At 71.1% G+C, this 22012-nt stretch carries 24 protein-coding genes; 15 read left to right on the forward strand and 9 right to left on the reverse strand.

All coding sequences use genetic code 11. The features are described 5' to 3' along the window. Positions 1 to 87: 87 nt before the first annotated feature. Genes ACFHVL_RS22695 through ACFHVL_RS22705 form a run of 3 tightly spaced genes read right to left on the reverse strand, consistent with a single transcriptional unit; the run spans position 88 to position 2278 of the window. On the reverse strand, positions 88 to 234 hold the full coding sequence (locus ACFHVL_RS22695; protein ID WP_416630443.1) for a hypothetical protein: 147 nt from the start codon (positions 232 to 234) through the stop codon (positions 88 to 90). Further along, complete coding sequence (locus tag ACFHVL_RS22700; protein WP_416630444.1) at positions 231 to 1586, reverse strand: sensor histidine kinase; 1356 nt, start codon at positions 1584 to 1586, stop codon at positions 231 to 233. Before ACFHVL_RS22700 ends, ACFHVL_RS22695 begins: the two co-directional genes overlap by 4 nt. After that, complete coding sequence (locus tag ACFHVL_RS22705) at positions 1583 to 2278, reverse strand: response regulator transcription factor (protein ID WP_416630445.1); 696 nt, start codon at positions 2276 to 2278, stop codon at positions 1583 to 1585. The genes ACFHVL_RS22700 and ACFHVL_RS22705 overlap by 4 nt, the downstream gene beginning before the upstream one ends. Before the next feature lie 454 nt (positions 2279 to 2732). Here ACFHVL_RS22705 and ACFHVL_RS22710 point away from each other — a divergent pair, with 454 nt between their 5' ends. Next, the gene (locus ACFHVL_RS22710; RefSeq protein WP_416630446.1) at positions 2733 to 3701 is read left to right on the forward strand and encodes a TIGR03557 family F420-dependent LLM class oxidoreductase; all 969 of its coding nucleotides are present in this window, start codon (positions 2733 to 2735) and stop codon (positions 3699 to 3701) included. A gap of 30 nt (positions 3702 to 3731) precedes the next feature. Here ACFHVL_RS22710 and ACFHVL_RS22715 read toward each other — a convergent pair whose 3' ends face one another. After that, positions 3732 to 3950 carry a hypothetical protein gene (locus tag ACFHVL_RS22715; protein WP_416630447.1) on the reverse strand — a complete coding sequence of 73 codons (219 nt, stop codon included), beginning with the start codon at positions 3948 to 3950 and terminating at the stop codon, positions 3732 to 3734. A 133-nt stretch (positions 3951 to 4083) separates the two neighbouring features. Between ACFHVL_RS22715 and cobF the strand changes: the two genes are divergently transcribed. From cobF to ACFHVL_RS22730, 3 genes are read left to right on the forward strand one after another with little or no spacing between them, the layout of a single operon-like run. Further along, positions 4084 to 4839, forward strand: coding sequence for a precorrin-6A synthase (deacetylating) (gene cobF / locus ACFHVL_RS22720; protein ID WP_416630448.1), 756 nt, complete (start codon positions 4084 to 4086; stop codon positions 4837 to 4839). Continuing rightward, a complete protein-coding gene (locus ACFHVL_RS22725; protein ID WP_416630449.1) occupies positions 4836 to 5039 on the forward strand; it encodes a hypothetical protein in 204 nt (67 codons plus the stop codon). The genes cobF and ACFHVL_RS22725 overlap by 4 nt, the downstream gene beginning before the upstream one ends. A 19-nt stretch (positions 5040 to 5058) precedes the next feature. Further along, on the forward strand, positions 5059 to 6066 hold the full coding sequence (locus tag ACFHVL_RS22730) for a helix-turn-helix transcriptional regulator (RefSeq protein WP_416630450.1): 1008 nt from the start codon (positions 5059 to 5061) through the stop codon (positions 6064 to 6066). 12 nt (positions 6067 to 6078) lie between these two features. Here ACFHVL_RS22730 and ACFHVL_RS22735 read toward each other — a convergent pair whose 3' ends face one another. Further along, a complete protein-coding gene (locus ACFHVL_RS22735; protein ID WP_416630451.1) occupies positions 6079 to 6993 on the reverse strand; it encodes an SDR family oxidoreductase in 915 nt (304 codons plus the stop codon). A gap of 245 nt (positions 6994 to 7238) precedes the next feature. Between ACFHVL_RS22735 and ACFHVL_RS22740 the strand changes: the two genes are divergently transcribed. Beyond that, complete coding sequence (locus tag ACFHVL_RS22740) at positions 7239 to 8849, forward strand: RICIN domain-containing protein (protein ID WP_416630452.1); 1611 nt, start codon at positions 7239 to 7241, stop codon at positions 8847 to 8849. Between the two features lie 155 nt (positions 8850 to 9004). On the opposite strand, the gene ACFHVL_RS22745 is transcribed toward ACFHVL_RS22740, so the two are convergent. The 3 genes from ACFHVL_RS22745 to ACFHVL_RS22755 form a co-directional block, all read right to left on the reverse strand. Then, positions 9005 to 9949 carry a hypothetical protein gene (locus ACFHVL_RS22745; RefSeq protein ID WP_416630453.1) on the reverse strand — a complete coding sequence of 315 codons (945 nt, stop codon included), beginning with the start codon at positions 9947 to 9949 and terminating at the stop codon, positions 9005 to 9007. After that, entirely contained in the window at positions 9895 to 10962 is a 1068-nt protein-coding gene (locus ACFHVL_RS22750; protein ID WP_416630454.1) for a WxL protein peptidoglycan domain-containing protein, read from the reverse strand. Before ACFHVL_RS22750 ends, ACFHVL_RS22745 begins: the two co-directional genes overlap by 55 nt. A 72-nt stretch (positions 10963 to 11034) precedes the next feature. Next, positions 11035 to 12492 (reverse strand): HtaA domain-containing protein, encoded by a 1458-nt coding sequence (locus tag ACFHVL_RS22755; protein WP_416630455.1) that lies wholly within the window; start codon positions 12490 to 12492, stop codon positions 11035 to 11037. Positions 12493 to 12760: 268 nt separating this feature from the next. Between ACFHVL_RS22755 and ACFHVL_RS22760 the strand changes: the two genes are divergently transcribed. From ACFHVL_RS22760 to ACFHVL_RS22795, 8 genes are all read left to right on the forward strand, one after another. Next, on the forward strand, positions 12761 to 13687 hold the full coding sequence (locus ACFHVL_RS22760) for a hypothetical protein (protein ID WP_416630456.1): 927 nt from the start codon (positions 12761 to 12763) through the stop codon (positions 13685 to 13687). After that, positions 13684 to 14742 (forward strand): heme/hemin ABC transporter substrate-binding protein, encoded by a 1059-nt coding sequence (locus ACFHVL_RS22765; RefSeq protein ID WP_416630457.1) that lies wholly within the window; start codon positions 13684 to 13686, stop codon positions 14740 to 14742. Before ACFHVL_RS22760 ends, ACFHVL_RS22765 begins: the two co-directional genes overlap by 4 nt. A 5-nt stretch (positions 14743 to 14747) precedes the next feature. After that, a complete protein-coding gene (locus ACFHVL_RS22770; RefSeq protein WP_416630458.1) occupies positions 14748 to 15797 on the forward strand; it encodes a FecCD family ABC transporter permease in 1050 nt (349 codons plus the stop codon). Between the two features lie 43 nt (positions 15798 to 15840). Continuing rightward, positions 15841 to 16716 carry a heme ABC transporter ATP-binding protein gene (locus tag ACFHVL_RS22775; RefSeq protein ID WP_416630459.1) on the forward strand — a complete coding sequence of 292 codons (876 nt, stop codon included), beginning with the start codon at positions 15841 to 15843 and terminating at the stop codon, positions 16714 to 16716. After that, entirely contained in the window at positions 16713 to 17390 is a 678-nt protein-coding gene (locus ACFHVL_RS22780; protein ID WP_416630460.1) for a heme oxygenase (biliverdin-producing), read from the forward strand. Before ACFHVL_RS22775 ends, ACFHVL_RS22780 begins: the two co-directional genes overlap by 4 nt. Continuing rightward, positions 17387 to 17743, forward strand: coding sequence for a DUF2470 domain-containing protein (locus tag ACFHVL_RS22785; RefSeq protein WP_416630461.1), 357 nt, complete (start codon positions 17387 to 17389; stop codon positions 17741 to 17743). Before ACFHVL_RS22780 ends, ACFHVL_RS22785 begins: the two co-directional genes overlap by 4 nt. 142 nt (positions 17744 to 17885) lie before the next feature. Next, positions 17886 to 18341 (forward strand): hypothetical protein, encoded by a 456-nt coding sequence (locus tag ACFHVL_RS22790; protein WP_416630462.1) that lies wholly within the window; start codon positions 17886 to 17888, stop codon positions 18339 to 18341. Between the two features lie 206 nt (positions 18342 to 18547). Further along, positions 18548 to 19705 carry a tetratricopeptide repeat protein gene (locus tag ACFHVL_RS22795; protein ID WP_416630463.1) on the forward strand — a complete coding sequence of 386 codons (1158 nt, stop codon included), beginning with the start codon at positions 18548 to 18550 and terminating at the stop codon, positions 19703 to 19705. Between the two features lie 36 nt (positions 19706 to 19741). Here the strand turns inward: ACFHVL_RS22795 and ACFHVL_RS22800 are convergent, their stop codons facing one another. Then, positions 19742 to 20011, reverse strand: a complete 270-nt coding sequence (locus ACFHVL_RS22800) for a GlsB/YeaQ/YmgE family stress response membrane protein (RefSeq protein WP_416630464.1) — start codon at positions 20009 to 20011, stop codon at positions 19742 to 19744. 217 nt (positions 20012 to 20228) lie between these two features. Between ACFHVL_RS22800 and ACFHVL_RS22805 the strand changes: the two genes are divergently transcribed. Beyond that, entirely contained in the window at positions 20229 to 21383 is a 1155-nt protein-coding gene (locus ACFHVL_RS22805) for an LCP family protein (protein WP_416630465.1), read from the forward strand. 78 nt (positions 21384 to 21461) lie between these two features. Beyond that, entirely contained in the window at positions 21462 to 21959 is a 498-nt protein-coding gene (locus ACFHVL_RS22810) for a Crp/Fnr family transcriptional regulator (protein WP_416630466.1), read from the forward strand. Positions 21960 to 22012: the final 53 nt, after the last annotated feature.

A 22012-nucleotide genomic window follows, 5' to 3' on the forward strand; every position in this document is an offset into this window, starting at 1 on the left:
GAGCCATCAGCTCGTCATCCCTTCCGCTGTCCGGCGGGCCGGATGCCCGCTCGCCGTCCAGTCGACCGGCCTGAGCTGACGGCGCGCCTATTCGGACCCTGACGATCCCCTGCCGGGAACCTGATGGTTGGCTGACGGCAACGCTGCCGGTGCCGCGACCGGGAGCCGGACGGTGATCGTGGTGCCCTCGCCGACCACGGACCGGCCGGTGACCTCGCCGCCCTGCGCGGTCACCAGGGCTCGGACGATGGACAACCCCAGCCCGGAGCCGGATCCGTCCCGGATCCGTCCCGGGACCGGCCGGCGTCGACCCGGTAGAACCGGTCGAACACCCGGGCCAGGTCGTGCTCGGCGATGCCCGGTCCGTGGTCGACGACCTCGATGGCGACCTCGGTGCGGGCGGCGGGGCCGACGGCCAGTTCGACGGGCGTGCCGGCCGGGGTGTGCTGGACGGCGTTGCCGACGAGGTTGCGGAACACCTGCTCCAGCCGCGGTGCGTCGCCGAGCACGGTGACCGGTCCGGCCGCCTGCAGGGTGATCGCCCGGTCCGGCTTGATCACGCGCGCGTCCTCGATGATGCCTTCCAGCAGGGGCAGCAGAGGGACCGGTTCGGCGGCGAGCGGCCGCCCGGCGTCCATCCGGGCGAGCAGGGCCAGATCCTCGACGAGCAGGCGCATCCTGCCCACCTCGGCCTCCATCCGGCCCATCGCCCGGTCCAGGTCGTCGCGGTCCTCCAGGCCGCCCTGCACGTATAGGTCGAGCCAGCCGCTGATGCCGGTGAGCGGGGTGCGTAGTTCGTGCGAGGCGTCGGCGACGAACGAGCGCAGGGCCTGCTCGGCGCGGCGCCGGGCTTCGAACGCCTCGGTCAGGGCCGCGGCCAGCCGGACTGTCTCGGTACCGGAGCCGTGGGCGAGATCGCCGAAGTCGTGGTCCCCGGCGCCTCCGGCGATCTGGTCGGCGGCCTCGGCCATCCGTTCCAGCGGGCGCAGGCCGCGGCGCAGGCTCAACGCGGCCACCGACCCCAGCACGATCAACGCGGCGACGGCGAACCCGAACCCGGTCCGCCGCAGGCGGGCGATCACCGCCACGTCGTCGGTCCGGTCGACGGCGACGATGAGGAACCCGAGCGGTATCGACGTGGCGTCGCCGGACTCCACGACCAGGCCTGTGGCTCGGGCACGGGCCACCAGGAACGTGCGGCCCCCGGCGGTCAGGTCGGCGGGTTCCCCGATCGGCAGGGCGCGGGTAGCTGCGACGAGGTCGCCCGCCGGTGGCGGTGGGCCATCCTGGAGCCGGTCGAAGGTGAACGCCGGCCGGCCGCTCGTGTCCAGACCGACCACGACCACGCCGGAGAAGGCGGGCAACGCGTCCGGCTCGATCACCACCCGGTCACGTCCGCTGAGGATCCCGCCGACGGAGGCGTTGATGTTCCACAGCCGCTCCTCGGCCCGCTCGGCGAGGTAGCGTTGCAGGAACAACGAGGTCAGGGCGGGACCGCCGACTAGCCCGACGAGCAGCAGGACGAGCAGGTGGACCAGGAGCCGGCGACGGATCGACAGCGGCCGCACGGGCCACCGCAGTCTCACCGGGGTTCTCTCGCCGTGTACCCGAAACCACGCACGGTGTGGATCAGCGGCACGGACGCACCGTTGTCAATCTTGCGGCGTACATTGGCGACGAACCGCTCGACGACGTTGGCGTCCCCGCCGAAGTCATACCCCCACACGTGCTGCAAGATCTGGCTCTTGGACAGTACCCGCCCCGCATTGTTGAGTAGGAAGACAAGCAGCCGGAACTCGGTCGGCGACAAGTGCACCGGACGCCCCGCACGAGTAATCAGGTGAGCATCGAGGTCGACGGCCAGGTCGGCGAGCAGTAGCCGGTTGTCCTCGGACGGCACCTCGGTGCCCGCCGTCCGTCGCACCAGCGCCTCCAGCCGGGCGACGACCTCGGCAACGCTGAACGGTTTCGTGACATAGTCGTCGGCGCCCAGCCGCAGCCCCTGGATCCGGTCCTCCACGTCCTGCCGCGCGGTCAGGAACAGCACCGGCGTGGTCTTGCCCCGGCCGCGCAGCACCCGGACGGTCTCGAACCCGTCCAGGCCAGGCATCATCACATCGAGCACGACAGCATCGAACTCCTGGCCGGTCAGGCGCACCAACGCCGTAGCGGCGTCGGGCACGGCGTGCACCTCCCAGCCGGCGAACCGCAGGGTCGACTCGAGTAACTCGCGGATCTGCGCGTCGTCGTCGACGACCAGGACTCGTGGCACCGGCACCCGCACATCCTCCTCCACTATCGGCCGAAGACGAAGCGCACAGGCACGCGCGTATGCCGGCCCGCCGGACATCCGTGAACCTCCAAATCAGACATTCCTGAGGAGGTTCGCGACCGCCTCGCCGCGACCCCCGTCGCGTTCACAGAGCAGTTGCCTTCGCAGTTGCTCACGGCTAGCCAGTCGCACCCGCACCAGTTGCTCATCAGGCACCATCCAGCGGTAACCGCCTGGCGGTCGACAGCGAGGAACGGATCGATGTTGCCCAGGACGCCACCGTCGCGGAGCCGAAGACCGGCGCCTTGATCCGCCGCCGGTCATCTCGCCGACCCGGCCCCGAAGCGGCAACTGCGGGTCGAGCACGACCGCGAATAGATCCGTCCGGCACGGGTACGAGAACCTTCGGACTGCGCCACGGTCACCGACGTGGTGGGACCAGCACGGAAAGGGCAGAGACATGCGGATTGGCTACAAGCTGGCCACCGAGGCGTTCGGGCCGGCCGAGCTCATCGACCAGGCAGTCCGGGCCGAGCAGGCCGGGTTCGACTTCGTCGAGATGAGCGACCATTTCCACCCGTGGCTCGACTCGCAGGGCCACTCGCCGTTCACCTGGAGCGTCCTCGGGGCGATCGCCGCCCGTACCGAACGGATCGGCCTGGCCACCGGGGTGACCTGCCCGAGCATGCGCTACCACCCGGCGATCATCGCCCAGGCGGCCGCCACCATGGCACTGCTGTCCGACGGCCGGTTCACCCTCGGGGTGGGTGCCGGTGAACGCCTCAACGAGCACGTCACCGGGGAGCCGTTCCCCAGCGTGCACGGACGGCACGAGCGGCTACGCGAAGCCTTGGAGATCATCCGGCTGCTCTGGTCCGGCGGCTACCACTCGTACCAGGGAAGGCACCTGCAGCTCGACGACGCACGGGTGTTCGACCTGCCACCGACCCCGCCGGTGATCGCGGTGGCCGCCAGCGGCTCGGAGTCCGCCCGGCTGGCCGCCGAGCTCGGCGACGGGCTGTTCGCCACCGAGCCGAAGGGCTCGATCGTCGAGCACTACCGGCGGGCCGGCGGTGCCGGGCCGCGCTACGCCGAGGTGCCGATGGCCTGGGCGGTCGACGACGACCAGGCGATCAAGGCCGCCTGGGAGTCCAGCCGTTGGGCGCTGACCGGCTGGAAGGTGATGAGCGAGCTGCCGAACCCGGTCAACTTCGAAGCGGCGTCGGCGCTGGTCGACGCCGGCGACATCGCCGACCACTTCAGCGTGGGGCCGGACCCGGCGGTGCACCTCGAAGCGGTCCGGCCGTATCTCGACGCCGGTTTCGACCACATCGTGTTGCAGAACGCCGGGCCCGACCCGGACGGATTCCTGGACTTCTTCGAACGTGAGCTGGCCGACCCGCTGCGGGGGCTCGACAAACCGCGGTGACCAGCTCAGCGTCGCGGCCCGCGCCGCAGGTCAGGCGCGGGCCGGGCCGGAATAGTCGGGGGCGACGTAGACCGGCAGCCGCCCGCCCTGACTGCGGGCGTAGCGGCGGGTGTAGGTGACCGGATCGGCTCCGGTCTGAATCGGCACCGTGTACTGCGTAGGCAAGGTGTCAGCGGCAGCGGCAAGGCGGCGGGGGGTCACCTCACGACGTTGGTCATGCCACGGACCACCCAGGAAGAGAACCTTCATGTTGTGATCCTCGCCGCTCAGCCGGCTCGGCGCCTCATCCGTCTGACCATTTGCCGCAAAACTGTGCCCAAAAACGGCCACTAACCGCTAAACCCGGACACCCGCCGCCGACGGGTTAGGGCACACTCGCCAGGTGCGAAAGATTCTGATCATCGGGATCGGTGCCGGTGACCCCGAGCAACTCACCGTGCAGGCGATCGCGGCGCTGCGCCGGGTCGACGTGTTCTTCCTCCTCGACAAGGGGCCGGTGAAGCAGGATCTGGCCGTGTCGCGGCACGAGATCCTGCGCCGACACACCTCGGGGGCGTACCGGCTGGTCGAGGTCCCCGACCCGGAACGGGACCGGACAGCGGCGGCCTACCCCGCGGCGGTCGAGGACTGGCGTCGTCGGCGCGCCGACCTCTTCGCCGAGCTGATCCGCGACGAACTCCCCGACGACGGCTGCGGCGCCTTCCTGGTCTGGGGCGACCCGGCGCTGTACGACAGCACCCTCGCCATCCTCGACGACCTGAGGGAACGCGACGTCGTCGAGTTCGATCACGAGGTGATCCCGGGCATCAGCAGCATCGCCACGCTGACCGCCCGGCACCGGATCGCGCTCAACCGGATCGGCCGCCCGGTGCAGATCACCACCGGGCGCCGGCTCGCCGACGAAGGCTTTCCTGCCGGAGTCGACGACCTGGTGGTGATGCTCGACGCGCAGTGCGCGTTCACCCGGTTCACCGCCGACGATCAGGTTCGCATCTACTGGGGTGCCTACCTCGGTACGCCGGACGAGATCCTCGACGCCGGCCCGGTGCATCTGGTCGCCGACCGGATCGTCGCGCGGCGGGCCGAGGCCCGACAGCGCAAGGGTTGGATCATGGACACCTACCTGCTCCGGCGATGACCGACCAGGTCCGGCCGGTCGACCGGCACAACCCACTGCCGCTGTGGGCGCGACTGCACGACGACCTGCTCCGCCGGTCGACCGCCGGCGGCTGCCCCGCCGGCGTGCTCGGCTCGGCCCGCGGCCGGCGCCAACGAAGCGAAGTACTCGCCCGCGACCCGCGTACCGACGGTTCCGTCGCCGCCCGGTCCGGACTCTGAGCGGGTTCGGGGATCGACGATGCGGGCCGCCCGGCTGATCTCCCTGGTCCTGCTGCTGCAGGCCCGGGAGACGATGACCGCCGCCGAGTTGGCCCGCGAGCTGGAGGTCTCCGAGCGCACCGTCTACCGGGACGTGCTCGCGTTGTCCGCCGCCGGGGTGCCGGTCTACGCCGACCAGGGACGCGGCGGCGGCTACCGGCTGCTCGACGGTTATCGGACCCGGCTGACCGGGCTGAGCCGGGGCGAGGCCGAGACCCTGTTCCTGTCCGGGCTGCCGGGCCCGGCCAGCGAGATGGGCCTCGCCGACGTGCTGGGCGTCGCCCAGCTCAAGGTCACCGCCGCGCTGCCGGCCAGCCTGCGCGATGCCGCCGGCCGGGCCCGGCAGCGGTTCCACCTGGACGCGCCGGGCTGGTTCCGCGAAGCCGATCCGCCGCCGGCCCTGCTCCCGCTGGCTCGCGCCAGCTGGCAGGACCAGGTCGTCGAGATCACCTACCGGCGTGGTGCCGGTGCCGGTGCCGGTGCCGGTGCCACGGTCCGCGCCGGGGAGGTGTCCCGGACCGTCGAGCCGTCCGGCCTGGTCCTGAAGAACGGCACCTGGTATCTGGTCGCCCGGGTCGACGACGGCCACCGGATCTACCGGGTGGATCGGATCGGCACGGTCACGACCATCGGCGTGTCCTTCGCTCGCGATCCGGACTTCGACCTGGCCGCGGTGTGGGCGGGGCGGTCGGCCGAGTTCGTCCGCGCGATCCTCACCGAGGAGATCACCGTACGGCTGAGCCCGGCCGGGCTGCGCGCGCTGCGCTGGGCGGTGGAGGCACCGGCCGCTCGCGCGGCGGCCGACTCGGCCGGGCCGCCCGACGGGCAGGGCTGGGTGCGCACCCGGCTGCCGGTCGAGTCGCTCGAAGTGGCGTACCAACAGTTGCAGGCGCTCGGGCCGCAGGTCGAGGTGGTCGCCCCGGCCGCGTTGCGGGCCCGGATGCGCGCCGCCGCCGCCCAGCTCGCCGCGCTCTACGCCAGCGACTGACCGCCGGTGACCTCAGCGGTAACCGGTGGTGTCCGCCGGCCGGCCCGTCTCCACCACCTCGACGATGTAGCGGTACGCGTCCGGCTGGCTGCCGTCGACGTCGGTGAAGCCGTACTCCTTGGCCAGTTGCCCGCTGGACAGCGACTGCCCGGTGAACCGGGACACCTGCGGGTCGGCTGCCAGCGCGGCGACCGCCCGTCCGACCAGCACCGGGGTCTCGGAGATGGCGAAGTGCGGGTCCTTGGCGGTGCCGTCGCGCCAGTTCGCCTCGGTCACCTCGAAGTGCTCCAGCATCGCCTCGGACCGGATCCAGCCTGGGCTCAGCGCCACCGCCGTCGCCCCGTACGGACGCAGCTCCTGTGCCTGGGCGAAAGCCAACCGCCCGACGGCGTTCTTGGCGGTGTCGTAGAAGATCGAGTCCCGGTAGTGGGTGCCGTTGTAGTCGGCGGTGCCGTCGGTCATCTCCACCACCAGGCCGCCGGGTCGGCGGATGAGCAGTGGCAGGGCGTAGTGGCTGGTGATCAGGTGGGTGTCGATCGCCAGCCGCAGCGACCGCAGACCGCGGTCCAGCGGCTGGCGCCAGACCGGGGATTCGAAGTCGGTCAGGTGGTCGGCCCCCCAGATGTCGTTGACCAGCACGTCCAGCCGGCCCTGCTCGCGATCGATTCGCTCGACCAACGCCTGAACCTGGTCGGGCTCCAAATGGTCGGTGGGGACGGCGATGCCGGTGCCGCCGGCGGCGGCGACCAGCTCGGCGGTCTCCTCGATGGTTTCGGGGCGGTCCATCTCCGAACGCCGTTCGCGGGTGGTCCGCCCGGTGACGTAGACGGTGGCGCCGGCGGTGCCGAGTTGGACCGCGATCTGCCGGCCGGCGCCCCGGGTGGCGCCGGCGACCAGTGCGATCCGGTCAGTCAGTGGTGTGTTCATGGTGTCGACCGTGTCAGCAAAACCTGACACCCGTTGTCACCTTTCCCCGACTCTCCCTGACGATCTTGCAGTTGTCAGGATTATTTGTCTAGGTTGTCCATTGATGAGGGCAAGATCGCCAGATTGAGGTGGATGGGTTGACGGGATCGAAACCCTTCGATACATTGCGGTAACATTAGGAAAACCCTTTCCTGCACGCTGCCGTGGGCGCCACCAGCCCGTCGAGTACACACCCGGGAGGATTCATGACAGCCACCAGATGGCGGCGCTGGCGCACCGGCATCGTCGCGCTCGCCACGACCGCCATGGTCGTCACCGGCGCCGCAGTCGGTCTGCAGCACGCGGCCGCCGCCACCGTCGACACCAGCGCCTTCTACGTGCTGGTCAGCCGGCACAGCGGCAAGGCGATCGACCTCCACAACTCAGCCACCAACGACGGCGCACCGATCGTGCAGTGGGCCCGCAACGACGGCAACCAGCAGCAGTGGCAGTTCGTCGACGTCGGCAACGGCTACTACAAGATCCGGTCCCGGCACAGCGGCAAGTTCCTGGAGTTGCCGAACGCCATCGACGGCACCCAGCTGATCCAGAACGCCGACAACGGCACCACCCGCCAACACTTCAGGGTCGCCGACTCCGACGGCGGCCACGTCCGCTTCATCAACCGGCACACCAGCAAGGCCCTCGACGTCTGGCAGTGGTCCACCGCCAACGGTGGGATGATCTCCCAGTACCAGGACGTCGGTGGCTGGAACCAGCAGTGGCAGATGGTCCGGGTCGGCACCGGCAGCACCCCGCCCCCGTCCGGCAGCTGCGGTTCCGGATCGTTCAACGCCGAAGCCGTCCTCAACGGGTCGACCTGGACCGCCCGCAACGGCGGCAGCACCGTCTACACCGGCACCAGCATGCTCTCCGCCATGCAGGCCGCGGTGAACAGCCTCTCCGCTGGACGCAACAGCAAGCAGAAGGTCATCGTCCGGGGCTCCGGGTCGATCAGCGCAGGATCGCGGCTGTCGCTGCCGTCGTACACGGTCCTGGAGGTCTGCGGCACGGTCAACGTGACCGGCTCCGGCTCCGGCGACCAGGCCGTGGTCTACGCCCGAGGCGTCACCGACGTCGAGGTCACCCGGCTCAACATCACCGGCAACCCGCTGTACGGGATCTTCGTCCGCAACGGCAGCAACATCACCCTCGGCCAGATCGACATCCGGGTCTCCGCCGGCCTGGGCATCCGGATCGACAACCACGGCGACCGCAGTCAGCGGTCCCGCAACGTGCGGATCGACAACGTGTACGTCCAGGGCACCAGCGCGCACGGCGTCGAAACGTACGGCGTGGACGGCCTGACGGTCGGCACGGTCACCGCCCGCAACACCGGATACTCCGGCCTGATGCTCAACGACACCATCAACGCCACAGTGGGCACGGTGGACGGCCAGGGCGCCGGCACCGGCACCGGGTACGCCGCCTTCCGGATGGCCAACCGCAACGGCCGGGTCGGCGACAGCTACCCGACGAACATCCGGGTCGGCAGGGTCGTCGCCCGCGGTGGTGGCCGCGGCATCTTCTGCGTGTCGGAGTCCGGTGGCACGGTCATCGACCGGATCGACATCTCCGGTACGGGCAGCAACTCGATCCTGCTGGAAAACTGCTACAACGTGAACATCGCGGCGGTCTCCGGCTCGGTCAACGGGTCGGACGTGCGGATCGCCTCACGCACCGAGTTCCCGGTCTCCCGGGACATCACCCTGCAGAACCTCACGTTGACGAACTCGCGGATCACCGAAAACCCGTGCGGGCAGAACATCGTGATCCGCAACATCGTACTGAACAACTCGACGATCAGCCGCTGCTGACCGGGCCACCCGTCCAGGGAGCACCCGCCGGTGGCCATCCGTTGCAGACAGCGGATGGCCACCGACTGTCTTGGCTCCGCCCGAACTCTGCCGGACCTGCATCGCGCGAACTGACCGGTGGACGAGGCTCCCGGTGACGGTCGGCTACACCGCGCTCAGCTCGACAGCCGGCGGGCCCGGGCCAGCCCGACGAACTGCCGCACCAGCAGGATGAGAATCAGCCCGCCGGCCACCGCCGCCCAGCCCCACGGGTAGTGCTCCGCTTCGGCGACGAACGCCGCCCCGGGCGCGGCGGCGGTGCCAGGCACGCCAACCTGGAACTGCCCGTGTACGACGTACCGACCGTACAGCGGTCCGTCGAGCGGCACGACGATCCGCAGGGTACGACGCTGCCCGGCCGGCAGTGGCGCGATCTCGGGGGCGTCGGCGATCACCGTGGCCTGTTCCGGGCGGCCGGTCAGCAGCGACAGGCGGGGCGCGTTGATGTCGGACGGGCCGTCGTTGCGCACGTCGACGTCGAGCACGACCGCACCGCGCAGGGCGAACAACGTCGACCAGTCCCGGTCGGCCGGGGCAACCGTCACATTCTCCAGCCGCAGCTGGGCCGGGACGGTGGTCGCGGGAGCGACCGGGGCAGTCAGACCGGTGATGTCGATCGCCACGGTGCTGGTGACCGGAGCCGCCGCCGCGCTGTCCGGCGTACCCGGGTCGAGAAGCCGGGACCTGATCACGCAGGGGCAGGCCACCGGTGGCGCGGCGAGAGTGAGCCGACCGGTCGCCGGCTGCGGGCCGGGCACGTACAACTGCCGGGCCGCCCCGGCGGCGCAGTCGACCGAGCCGCGCCGGGCCTGGTTTCCGCAGATCTCCAACTGGACGTTGCCGGTCGGCCAGCCGGTCAGGGTGACCACCAGCGGCTGCCCCACGCCGGCGCTGGCCGGATCGACGGTGGTCTGCGGTGGCGTGGCGGTCGCCGCGGCAGAGGGCAGGCCACCGGCGCTGGCGGCGAGGACCAGGGCCAGGGCGCAGGCCGAGGTCCCCCGGCCGGTCACGGCGCGGCGTCGGCGGCGGCCGACGGGGCCGGTCGGCGGCGGCTGCGCCATCTTCGTACGCCGGTCCAGCCGCCGAGGGCGGCGATCGCCGTGAGCAGCAACCAGGGCGGTGCCCAGACACTGGCCGTACGGGTGACCGGCGGCAGCGCCTCGTCCACGGTGACCGGTGCCAGGTCGATGGTGCCGGTCAGCCGTAGTACCGGTGGCACGCCGGTGATCCGCTCCGCGACGGTGAAGGCGCTGCCGGGCAGCAGTTCCGGCAGGTCGACCGGATCGGTCCGGGCCAGATTCCAGCCGAACGGCCCGTCGAGCAGCACCGCGCCGGTGCCGCCGATCCGGATGTTGCCGGTGTTGCGGACCTGGTAGGTGACGACCACGTCGCCGTCGCCCAACGGGTTGACCGGGTTGTCGTAGGTGATGCTCATCGACTCGACGCTGATCGCCGGTCGGACGGGGCCGTCGACCCGCAGGTAGATCCGGGCGGCGACCCGCTGGTCGACGTTGATCTGCTGCCCGTTGGCGTCGGTACCGAGCTGGGCCACTGAGCCGATGACTCCGCCGGTGTGGTCGCCGGGGGTGGCGTTGGCCGGCACCACCAGCCGGAACGGGATGTCCCGCCGTTCACCCGCCGGGATCGCGTACTCCTGCTGGTCGAAGTGGATCCAGGTGCCGACGTCGGTGGCGGGTTGGTCGGCGGGTAGCAGGGCGAAGGCACCGTCGTCGGTGAGGAACCCGTCCGTGCCGTACACGGTGAAGGTCTGCTCCTGGTCACCGAGGTTGCTGATGCCGACGTAGTCGGTGATCTCCGCGCCGGGGGCGAGGTCGTGGGCGAAGTAGTTGCGGCCGGCCGGCCCGTCCGGGCCGGAGGGTTGCACCGCCCAGGTGACCGCGCCGGCACCGGCCGGGGCGGACTGCGCGGTCGGGGCCGGGCTGGCCGGCTGCGCGGCGGCCGGGGCGGCACCGCTGAGGGCCGCGCCGCCGAGGAGGGCGACGACGGCCACCGCCGCCAGTGCTGCGGCCGGCGCCGGGCCGACGGCGGGGCCGCTGCGGGTGGGCTGGGACATCGCACACTCCAGTCGGACGAGGGTGGCCGGTGCGGGACCGGGTGGTCCCGCACCGGCCGATCCAGCGACTACTCAGGACAGCGTCAGCGTCAGCGTCGCGGTGTAGTCGCCCGGCGTCGCCGAGGCGGGTACGCCGAGGTTGAGCTGCGCGCCGCAGGTGAAGCTGCCGGCGCTGGCGCCGGCGGCCGAGGTGCACAGCGCCCGTGCGGTGCCGAGACCGGCACCTGGCTCGGCCACCGCTCCCGGGGTGACCGCGCCGGTCGCCCCGACCAGTGGGTCGTCCACGGCGGACGCACTCGGCGCCCAGCCGAGGTTGTTACCGGCGATGACGGCGTCACCGGCGGCGGTGAAGTCGCCAGCCTGGCCGACCAGGCTCCAACCGGCGTTGGTGCCCCGCAGATCGGACACGGTCGCGGCGTTGAGCGCGCCGCTGGCGACGGCGCCGTTGGCGACCGCCGGCAGGGTGACCGAGGATCCGGCCACGCTGAGGGTGAGCGGACCGCCGGCCAGCACCGTGGCCGCGATCTGCTGGCTGGCGTCGCCGCCGCCGGCCGGGGCGGCGAAGCTCACCGGGGTGAAGGTGTCCTGGCTACGGTCGACCGAGCCGCGCGCGGCGAAGGTGATCACGTAGCACTGGGTGACGGTGCAGTCGACGGCGTTGCCGTTGCCGTCGGTGTACCGGGCGCTGATCGCCAGCGTGGTGTCGAACGAGCCGTCGGGGTTCATCCGGTCCCGGGCTGCGGTCGGCTCGTTGGTGCTGCTCACCCACTTTGTGACCTGCAGGACGCCGGCGTTGGTCCAGTGCTGGTCGACCTTCGGGCCGAACGACACGTAGACGCCGGCCGCGTTGTTGGCCGCCGGGTCGAAGCCGCTGCCGGCGACGGTGATGGTGGCTCCGGCCGGGTCGACGCCGGTGGCCGGGGTGACGGTGACGCCGGGCTCGCCCGGCTCGACGCCGCCGCCGGAGGTGACGGCGGTGAACGAGACCGGGTCGAGGATCTCACCGGCGGCGTAGAAGCCGTTGAACGCCGCGGCTCCCGCCTCGGTGAGGGTGGCGGCCAGGTCGGTGCCGGTGATGCCGCCGGCGCCGGCCTCCAGACTGGATCCGCTGGTGGTCAGGGTGGCGACGGTGGCCTGGGTGACGTCGACCGGCGGGAAGGCGGTGCTTTCCAGTTCGACGTCGGCCTTGAGTACGGCGGTGCCGCCGGTGACGGCCACTGTCGGATTCGCCAGGGTGATGGTGAACATGTGCGCCGGGTACGAGAAGACGACCGTACCGCCGTGTGTGGCGTTCGCCTCGCCGGTCTCGGCGTCGTAGCTGCCGCCGGTGGACGGGAAGGCGAACGTGCCGTCGGCGTTGATCGAGGCACCGTTGCTCGCCGCGATCGGCGGATTGCCGTTGCCCCCCGAGAGGTAGGTGCGGAACGACGCCTTGAAGCCCCAGGTGAGGCTTCCCTCGGTGATGTCGGCCGGGGCAGCCATGGCCGGCGAGGCGCCGACGAGTGCGGTCGAGGCGCTGAGAACGGCCACGGCCGCCCAGGTTGCCGACCGTCGCCCCAGAGCTCTGGCTCTGGTTGAGATCATCTACTGATCCTTTCCGGATGGTTACTCACCGTGTCCACGCTCTCACGTGGACACTGCTGCGATCGCAGTTAGGTTAGCCAAACCTAATAGAGGGCGCATCCGGCGGGAGTACCCGACCTTCGGGCCGGTCGGACCCTTGCCCAGGCCCGCAGCGATGACTTAGGTTAGCCAAACCTATCCTGATCTGCACCGACGTCTGTCGGAAGGACCACCCATGCCTAAGCCGCTGCTCAGCGGCCGAGTCATCGCGACCGCCGCCACCACTGCGACCGCGACGCCTATCGCCATCGCGACCACCATCGTCGCCGCCATCGCCGCCGCGCCGCTGTTGATGACGGCGGCCCCCGCCTACGCCGACACCACCGCCAACGGCGCAGCCGGGCAACGCCTCACCGTCGCCAAGTCCACCGGCGTCAGCCGCTCCGGCGAGACCGTCACCGTCACCGGCACCGGCTACGACACGAACAAGGGCATCTACGTCGCGTTCTGCGTGGACAACGGCGCCGGCACGGCGCCCTCCCCGTGCGGCGGCGGCGTCGACACCTCCGGCACCGGCGGCAGTTCGCACTGGATCTCCAGCAACCCGCCCTCGTACGGCGAGGGACTCGCCGTCCCCTACGGCACCGGCGGCTCGTTCCAGGTCAGCATCCCGCTCGTCACCAACATCGGCGCCGTCGACTGCACCGTACGCACCTGCTCGGTGATGACCCGGGCCGACCACACCCGCACCGGCGACCGCAGTCAGGACGTACGGATCCCGATCACCTTCGCGGCAGCCGCCCCGGCCGCCACCGCCGCCACCGCCGCCCCGGCCCCCGTCGGCGCCACGGCCCGGACAACAGCGCCCGCCCAGACCAGCGGCGGCACCGCCCCCGACGACCCGACCGGCGGCACCACCGCCCCCGAAAGCCCGACCGGCGCCGGCGCCGCACCCGACGCCACCACCGGCGCCGACCCCACCGGGGCGGACACGGCCGACGGCACCGACGCCGACGCCGCCGGGTCGTCCGTCACCCGGGTCAGCACCGTCGGACGGGCCGGCCAGTGGTGGAGCAGCACCCTGATCCTGCTCGCACTCGGCGTACTCGCCCTGCTCGGGCTCTCCGCCGCCCGCCGCCGCACCCGCCGGAGCACGTCGTGACCGCCCGACGAAGCCCGCGACCGGCCGCCCGGCGAAGCCCGCGACCGGCCGCCCGGCACGCCCGCTGGGCCGCCGGTGCGCTCGGCACCGCGCTGCTGGCCGGATCGACCGCCTGCGCCAGCGACCCGGCCGCCGCCGGCACCGACTGCGGCCCGGTCACCGCGGTCGTCGCCGACGCCGACGTGACGCCGATCGAGCCGGCCCCGACGCCGGCGCTGCCGGTGACCGTCACCGACGCCGCCGGCCACCAGGTCACCGTCACCGACGCCAGCCGGATCCTGGCCGTCAACCTGTACGGGTCCATCGCCGAGATCGTCTTCAGCCTCGGCCTCGGCGACCGGGTCGTCGGCCGGGACACCTCCACCGACTTCCCGGCCGCCGCCGACCTGCCGGTGGTCACCCCCGGCGGGCACGACCTGTCCACCGAGGCGATCCTCGCGCTCGACCCCACCGTCGTGCTGCTCGACGACAGCATCGGTCCACCCGAAGTGCTCGACCAACTGCGTACCGCCGGAATTCCGGTCGTTCGCGTCGGCGACGAGCAGAGCCTGGCCGGCGTACCAGTACACATCCGCGAAGTCGCCGCCGCGCTCGGTGTGCCCGACGCCGGCGAACAGCTCGTCGCCCGGGTCGACGGTGAGATCGCCGCCGCCCGCGACGGCGTCGCCGACGGCCCGCGCCCCCGCGTCGCCTTCCTCTACCTGCGCGGCACCGCCGGGGTGTACCTGATGGGCGGCAAGGGTGCCGGCTCCGACGCCATGATCTCCGCGGCGGGCGGCGAGGACGCCGGCACCGCGATCGGCCTGGAACGGTTCCGGCCGCTCACCAGCGAAGGCCTGATCAACGCGGCCCCGGACGTGATCCTGGTGATGACCAACGGCCTCGAATCGGTCGGCGGGGTCGACGGGCTGGTCGCCATGCCCGGCGTCGCGCAGACCCCGGCCGGTCAGCAGCGGCGGGTCGTCGACATGGCCGACACCGTCCTGCTCAACTTCGGCACCCGCACCGGCGTGGCGATCCAGGCGCTGGCCCGCGCCATCCACGAATGTCGGTGACCGACATGACCGCACCAGCGCTCACCGCCCGCCGGCCGCTGCTCATCACCGGACTCGCCGGCACGCTGCTCGTCATCGGGGTGGTCGCCGCCGGCACCGGTCAGGTGCAGATCGCCCCGGCCGAAGTCGTCGCCTCCGTACTGCACCGGCTCGGGCTGGAAATCGGCGCGCTGCCCAGCGCCACCCACGGCGAGAGCGCACTGTGGATCGTCCGGTTCCCCCGGGTCGTGCTGGCCGCGATCGTCGGCGCCTCGCTCGGCTGCGCCGGTGCCGTAATGCAGGGCATCTTCGGCAATCCGCTGGCTGAACCGGGCGTCATCGGGGTCTCCGCCGGCGCCGCCGTCGGCGCGGCACTGGCCATCGTCACCGGGATCACCGCGCTGGGCGGCTGGACCCTGGCCGCCGCCGCGTTCGGCGGCGGGCTCGCCACCACCTACCTGGTGTACGCGCTGTCGCGGGCCGACGGACGCACCGAGGTGGTCACCCTGGTACTGACCGGCATCGCGGTCAACGCGGTCGCCGGTGCCGCCATCGGTCTGCTGATGTTCGTCACCGACGCCGCCGGGGTGCAGGCCATCGCCTTCTGGAACCTCGGCAGCCTGGCCCAGGCCAACTGGAACGCGGTCGCGGTCACCCTGCCCTGCCTGATCGTCGGGCTGGCCGCCGCGCTCGCGTGCGCCGGCAAACTGGACCTGCTCGCCCTCGGCGAGCGCTCCGCCCGCCATCTCGGCGTCGACGTGGAACGGCTGCGGATGCGGATGATCGTGGTCACCGCCCTGCTCGGCGCCGCCGCGGTCGCCTTCACCGGAGTGATCAGCTTCATCGGCCTGGTGGTGCCACACCTGGTCCGGATGGTCGCCGGCCCGGGTCACCGGGTGCTGCTGCCGGCCAGCGCGCTCGGTGGCGCGATCGTGGTGATCGCCGCAGACCTGGCCGCCCGTACCCTGGTCGAGTACCAGGAACTGCCCCTCGGCGTCCTCACCGCCGTCGTCGGCGGCCCGGCCTTCTTCTGGCTGCTGCGCCGCACCCGCCGCCGCGCCGGAGGCTGGGGATGACCCGGCGGCCGGCGATGAACCGTACTCGAGCTGGCGGCCGGCGATGAGCTCGCTGCCGCTGCGGTTGCTCGGCCGCCGCACGCCGGTCAGGGTGCCCCGAACCCGGCCTGCCGGCACCCCGCTGATCGAGATCGACCAGGTCAGGGTGGAACTCGGCCGACGCGCGGTGCTCGACGAGATCGATCTGGTCGTCCACACTGGCGAGGTGGTGGCACTCGTCGGTCCCAACGGCGCCGGCAAGTCGACCCTGCTCGCCGCCGTCTGCGGCGACGTCCCAGTGGCCACGGGGACGATCCGGATCGACGCCACGCCGCAGGCCGCGTGGACCCCGACCGAGTTGGCGCTGCGCCGTGCAGTGCTGACCCAGCGCAGCGTACTGTCGTTCCCGTTCACCGTCGCCGAGGTGGTCCGGATGGGCCGGGCACCCTGGGCCGGGCTGCCCGCCGCCGACAGCGACGACGAGATCGTCGACGAATGCCTGCAGGCCACCGACGTGGCCCAGTTCGCCAGCCGTACCTTCACCTCGCTGTCCGGCGGCGAACAGGCCCGCGCCGCGCTGGCCCGGGTCCTCGCCCAGCGGGCCGCCGCGCTACTGCTCGACGAACCGACCGCCGCGCTCGACCTGCACCACCAGGAGCTGGTGCTGCGGATCGCCCGGCAGCGCGCCGCCGCCGGTGACGCCGTCGTCGTGGTGCTGCACGACCTCGGGCTGGCCGGGGCGTACGCCGACCGGATCGCGCTGCTGTCGGCCGGCCGGCTCCGGGCGGTCGGGCCACCGGCACAGGTACTCACCGGTGCGCTGCTCAGCGAGGTGTACCGACACGACATCGAGGTGCGCGCGCATCCCGAAACGGGCCTACCACTGGTCGTCCCGAGACGACAGGACCCGACCCGGCAAGGAAAGGAACCCCCGACATGAGCGACACCTTCTCCGCCCGGCTACGGGCGGCCAGCTGGCAGGACCATCAGGCGGCCGAATCACAGCGGTACGTCTCGTCGTTGGTCGCCGGGGAACTCCCCCGCGACCGGTACGCCGACCTCGTCGCCCAGCACTACTTCATCTACCAGGTGCTGGAGGAGGCCGCCGAGGCGATGCGCGACGACGAGCTGGCCGGCGGCTTCGTCGATGCACGGCTGACCCGATTGCCGGCCCTGGAGACCGACCTGGCGTGCCTGCTCGGCCCGGACTGGCCGGCAGGGATCGTGGCGAACGTGGCGACCCGGCGGTACGTGGCCCGGCTGCAGGAAGTGTGCTTCACCTTTGCCCCGGCGTTCATCGCCCACCACTACACCCGTTACCTCGGTGATCTGTCCGGCGGGCTGTTCATCGGCCGACAGGTGGCGCAGACGTACGGGCTGACCGCCGACGCCGGGGTGGCGTTCTACCACTTCGCCGACATCGACGACGCGCGTGCCTACAAGAACGCCTACCGGGCCCGGCTGGACGCCCTGCCGCTGGACGTCACCGCCGAGGCTGCCCTGGTCGGTGAGGTCGCGGTGGCGTACCGGCACAACTCGGCGGTCCTCGCGGACCTCGGCCAGCAGGACAGCCCGAAGCCGGTCGCGCCGGGGTCGATGGAGTCGGCGGCATGAGCGCGGCCCCCGACCACCCGACCGGCCAGGCCCCCGACCGGCCCAGCGACCCGTTCACCGCTGAGGTCGTCGCCCAGGTCGCCCACCACATGAACGACGACCATGCGGCGGACTCGCTGTTGATCTGCCGCTCCCTCGGTGGCGTCCCACAGGCGAGCGCCGCCCGGATGACCGGGCTGGACGCCGACGGCATCGAGTTCGCCGCCACCGTCGACGAGGTCGAGGTCCCGCTGCGGGTGCCGTTCGCGTACCGGCTGACCGAACGGGCGCAGGTACGCCGTGAGGTGGTCCGGATGTATCAGCAGGCGTGCGCGGAGTTGGGCGTGACACCGCGCCCGGCGGAGTCTCAGTAGGCCGATTCCCGGGTTGCCGTACCCACCGGTGCTCACCTGGCGGTCGACGTCATGATCGGATGTGCGCGGTCCGACTGGGCCTTGGCGTGCCGGGTCGCCGAAGTGCAGTGGATCATGGACGCCGCTGTGCGACCATCACCACGTGACGGTCACCGGGCGTAGTCGACTGTCCAGGCGTACCGCCGGGGTGGTCCTGGCGGCCGCCGCCCTGCTGGCGCTCGGCGGATGCACCGGAATCGGGGTCGGCGAGCCGCCGGAGTCGGGCACGGCCACGTACGCGGCGTGGGGGCTCAACGAGGCGTCGAGTGCGCTGACCGGCTCGGACCGGATGATCGTGCTCAACGGCGACCGACAGCGCAGCGAGCAGGAATTCTTCCAGGTCACCGGGGTATGGGGTCCGGAGGGCTTCACCCTGGAACCGACCTCCGCGACCAAGGTACGGGCGTTGGCCGGGCAACTGCCGGACCGCACCGGCGACCCCGACTGTAACCGGTTGGTGCTGGTCAACCACGGCTTCTTCGGCGGCGGGGCGATCGCCGTGGTGGACCCCGAGTCGTTCGGGCCCGGCGAGCCGGTCGTCGCCCGGCCGTTGGCCTGACCCGACCGGCCCACCAGTGGGGGCGACCCGCTGCGCGCCAGCGAAGGTCCAGGCCGGCGGCCAGCCGTCGACCGGCTCGGTGGAGGTATTCATGGAGATCAGCTTGTGGCCGGTGATCCGATCGACACAGCTCCGCCATCCACGCAGTCGCTGATTTGTTCACTCAGAGTAGTAAATCATGCACACAAGGTGGCTACTCTGGGGGTATGGAGCCGGAATCCCCCGACCCGATTCAGATCGCCGAGCTGGTGATCGCCTGGTCCGGTGGGATAATTGCGGCTTTTGCCCTACTAGTAACGGCTTTGACGGTGGTCTTTGTCCTCGCTGGTTTTGTCGGCGTCCGAGAACTGCGGACGATCCGACGTACCGGCGCCCGGGCCCGACTCGAACTGGACCGACAGCGAGTCGTCGCCGAGGAGATCGTCGCCCAGGCCGACCTGGCGATCCACCAGGCCGAGACGCTGTCGGTCCAGACTGACACCCTCGTCGGACGGGTCGAGACCGCCGTCGTCCGGGCCGAACGTCAATCCGAGCAGGTGCACCTGCTGATCGAGGACATGCAGTCCCGGTTGACCGGCTTCGACTACCGACTGACCACCCAGGTCGAGGTCTCCTACCTGTTCAATCAGGGCGAAGCCGCGTACTGGGAGGGCTACTACGAGAAGGCCGTGGAATGCCTGCGCCGAGCGGTGGAACTCGATCCGCGGAATCCGCGCGTGCGTTACCGACTCGGCCGGTCACTGACCAACCTCGGCGAGGACACCGCCGCAGAGGAGGAGCTGACCACGGCGTTGGCGTACAAGCTGCCGCCCGACGCCGCCGAACGGGCGCTGGCGCTGCTGCACCGCTACGGACAGCCCGACCGGGCCCTCGCCTACGCGCACAGCGCCACCAGGCACGGCCCGCAAGACGCCCAGAACTGGAACTGCCTCGGCCTGCTGCTGCGGGACAACGGCGATTTCGCCGCCGCCCGCGACGCCCACCAACAGGCCGACCGGCTCGACCAGGAGTTGGTCTCCACCCCGTTCTTCCTGGCGCTGCTCGCCGCCCAGGCCCTGGCCCTGCCGCACGCCCGCGACCGCTCCGCCGAGGCGATCAACCGACTCGACTCCAGCGAACGACGGGCCAAGATCAAGCCCATGTGGGCATCGTTGATCCGCTGGACCGACGAGGTGCTGCGAGGCGCGTACACGGAAGCCGACCTGCACTCCGCGGTGCTCTACCAGACCTGCCAGTCGAACCGCCGGGCCCGGGAGATCTGCGACCACATGGACTTCCTGCTCCGCGCCCTGGCCCGCGAGGAGCACCGGGAGCGCTACCTGGGTGCCATCGAACAGACCTGGCTGAGCGGCCGGACCAACTGAGCCCACCCACCAGCCACGGCGCTGGGGTACCCGCTGCTACGACTTGCGGCGGCCGCCCGCACCGGAGAGCACCGCCACCCCGACGGCGGCGAAGCCCACCTGCAACGCCAGTTCGATCCAGTCGGGACCCCGGGTGTTGGCGACCCCGAGGACACTGGCGACGAGGGTGCCCAGCAACGCGGCGACCACGCCGATCAGCAGGGTCACCCAGATCTTCAGGTCCTGCTTGCCGGGAATCACGAGCCGCCCGAGCGCGCCGATGACGAGACCGATGAACAGCGCCGAGAAGATTCCGCTGACCTCCACCGTTGCCCCCTTGGCTGATTGGTTGAGTTGGTCGTCCTGTTCACCATGTCAGACCGGCGCAACGACGACCACTCCGGCCTCGGCGCGGAGACCCCGCGACAGTTGGACACAATAGACAAAGTGTCGAGAGACTCTCAGTGTTCTCGCAGCTTGACTGGTTAGCGTGCGGGGTAAGACAAGGCTGTCCTCCCCTCGTCGCCTCGACTGGAGCCCCGGCATGTCGACACCGAGCGACCCCGCGACCCCGACGCCGACCCCGACGCCGACCCCGACGCCACGGCGACGCACCCCCCGCTGGGCGGTGCTCAGTTTGATCATCGGCGGTCTGCTGATGGCCACCAGCGCGACCGCACTCGTCGGCAGCCAGGTGCTGATCGACCGCTACACCGGCGGGATCCAACAGCAGGACCTGCTGGCGGGAGCCGCCAAGCTCCCGGAGGATCCGGAGGATCCCGGCAAGTCACTGGACGGTCCGGTCACCATGCTGCTACTCGGCGTCGACGAGCGCGGCAGCCGGCCCGGCGACATACGTTCCGACACGATCATCATCCTGCACGTTCCGGCCAGCCACGACCAGGCGTACCTCGTCTCGGTGCCGCGCGACACCTGGGTCGAGGTGCCCGCGTTCGAGCCCAGCGGATACGCCGGTGGCGAGTCGAAACTCACCGACGCCTTCCACGCCGGTACACGGAACGGTGCCGGCCGGGCCGGCGGGGCACAACTCGTCGCCCTCACCCTCAAGGAGGTCACCGGCATCGAGTTCGACGGTGCGGCGATCATCGACTTCGCCGGCTTCCGTGACGTGATCGACGCGCTCGGCGGCGTGCAGATGTGCATCGACCAGCGGGTCATGTCACAGCACATGCGTCTGGTGGACGGCGAGCCGATGTGGCTGGCCGAGGCCCGCGAGGTCGGCGGCGGCGAGGAACTGTGGCACGAGGAGGGCTGCAAGCGGATGGCCGGCTGGGAGGCCCTCGACTATTCACGCCAGCGCTACGGCCTGCCCAACGGCGACTACGACCGACAACGCCACCAGCGCCAACTGATCAAGGCCATGGTGCAGGAGGCCAGCAGCACCGGCGTACTCACCAATCCGGCCCGGATCGACGACGTGATCACGGCGGCGGGAAGGACATTCGTGCTCGACACTGGCGGGGTGCCGGTCGTCGACTTCGTCTTCACCCTGCGCGGAATCACCGCCAACGATCTGGTTCTGGTGACGACCAACGACGGCGAGTTCAACTCGGCCGGCTTCAGCAGCACGGCGGCCGAACGCCTCACCCCGGAGAGCCTGGAAATGTTCGACGCCGTACGCACCGGCACCCTCGACGAGTACCTGCTGGCCAACCCCGACGCGGTTCAGCAGGACTGATCGCCACCGCACCGGTCACCCCGCGACATCCGTCACCGTGATTACCTCTGTTTCGGTCCGGATCAGTACGGTATGCGGGTGACCGCCGCATACCCGGTACGGGTCAGCTTCACCAATCACATCTCCGCCGGTGACTGGCAGGCCCTGCGACAGGCCGGCCAACTGGTGCAGCTCCGCCGCCGACAAGGGCTGTTCCGGCAGGACGAGCAGAGCCGTGACGTGTTCGTCCTGCTCGCAGGCGCGGTCAAGGTGTTCCGCACGGAGGCCAACGGCAGCGAGACCATGTTGACGATCCGGTCGGCAGGGGACCTGCTGGGTGACATCGCGGCACTCGACGGCACGCCCCGCTCGGCCAGTGTCTCGGTGCTGCACCCGGTGACCGCCTGCCGATTGACCCCCGATCAGTTCCTCGCCGTCGTCGACGACCACGAGTTGCATTCCGCCCTGCGCCGCTACACCAACGCCCGGCTGCGCGAGTCCGACGAACAGCGGGTCGAGATCGCCTCGCTACCGGTGATGCAACGGCTCGCCCGCGCCCTGCTCCGGCTGGCCAAGGCCCAATGCCACGTAGCTTAAGTTGATCTTGGTGGTGGCTGGACCCGGTAGATGTGGATGGTCGCTGGCCGGTC

Origin of the sequence: Micromonospora sp. LOL_023, assembly GCF_048060115.1 — a bacterium.
Lineage (GTDB): Bacteria > Actinomycetota > Actinomycetes > Mycobacteriales > Micromonosporaceae > Micromonospora_E.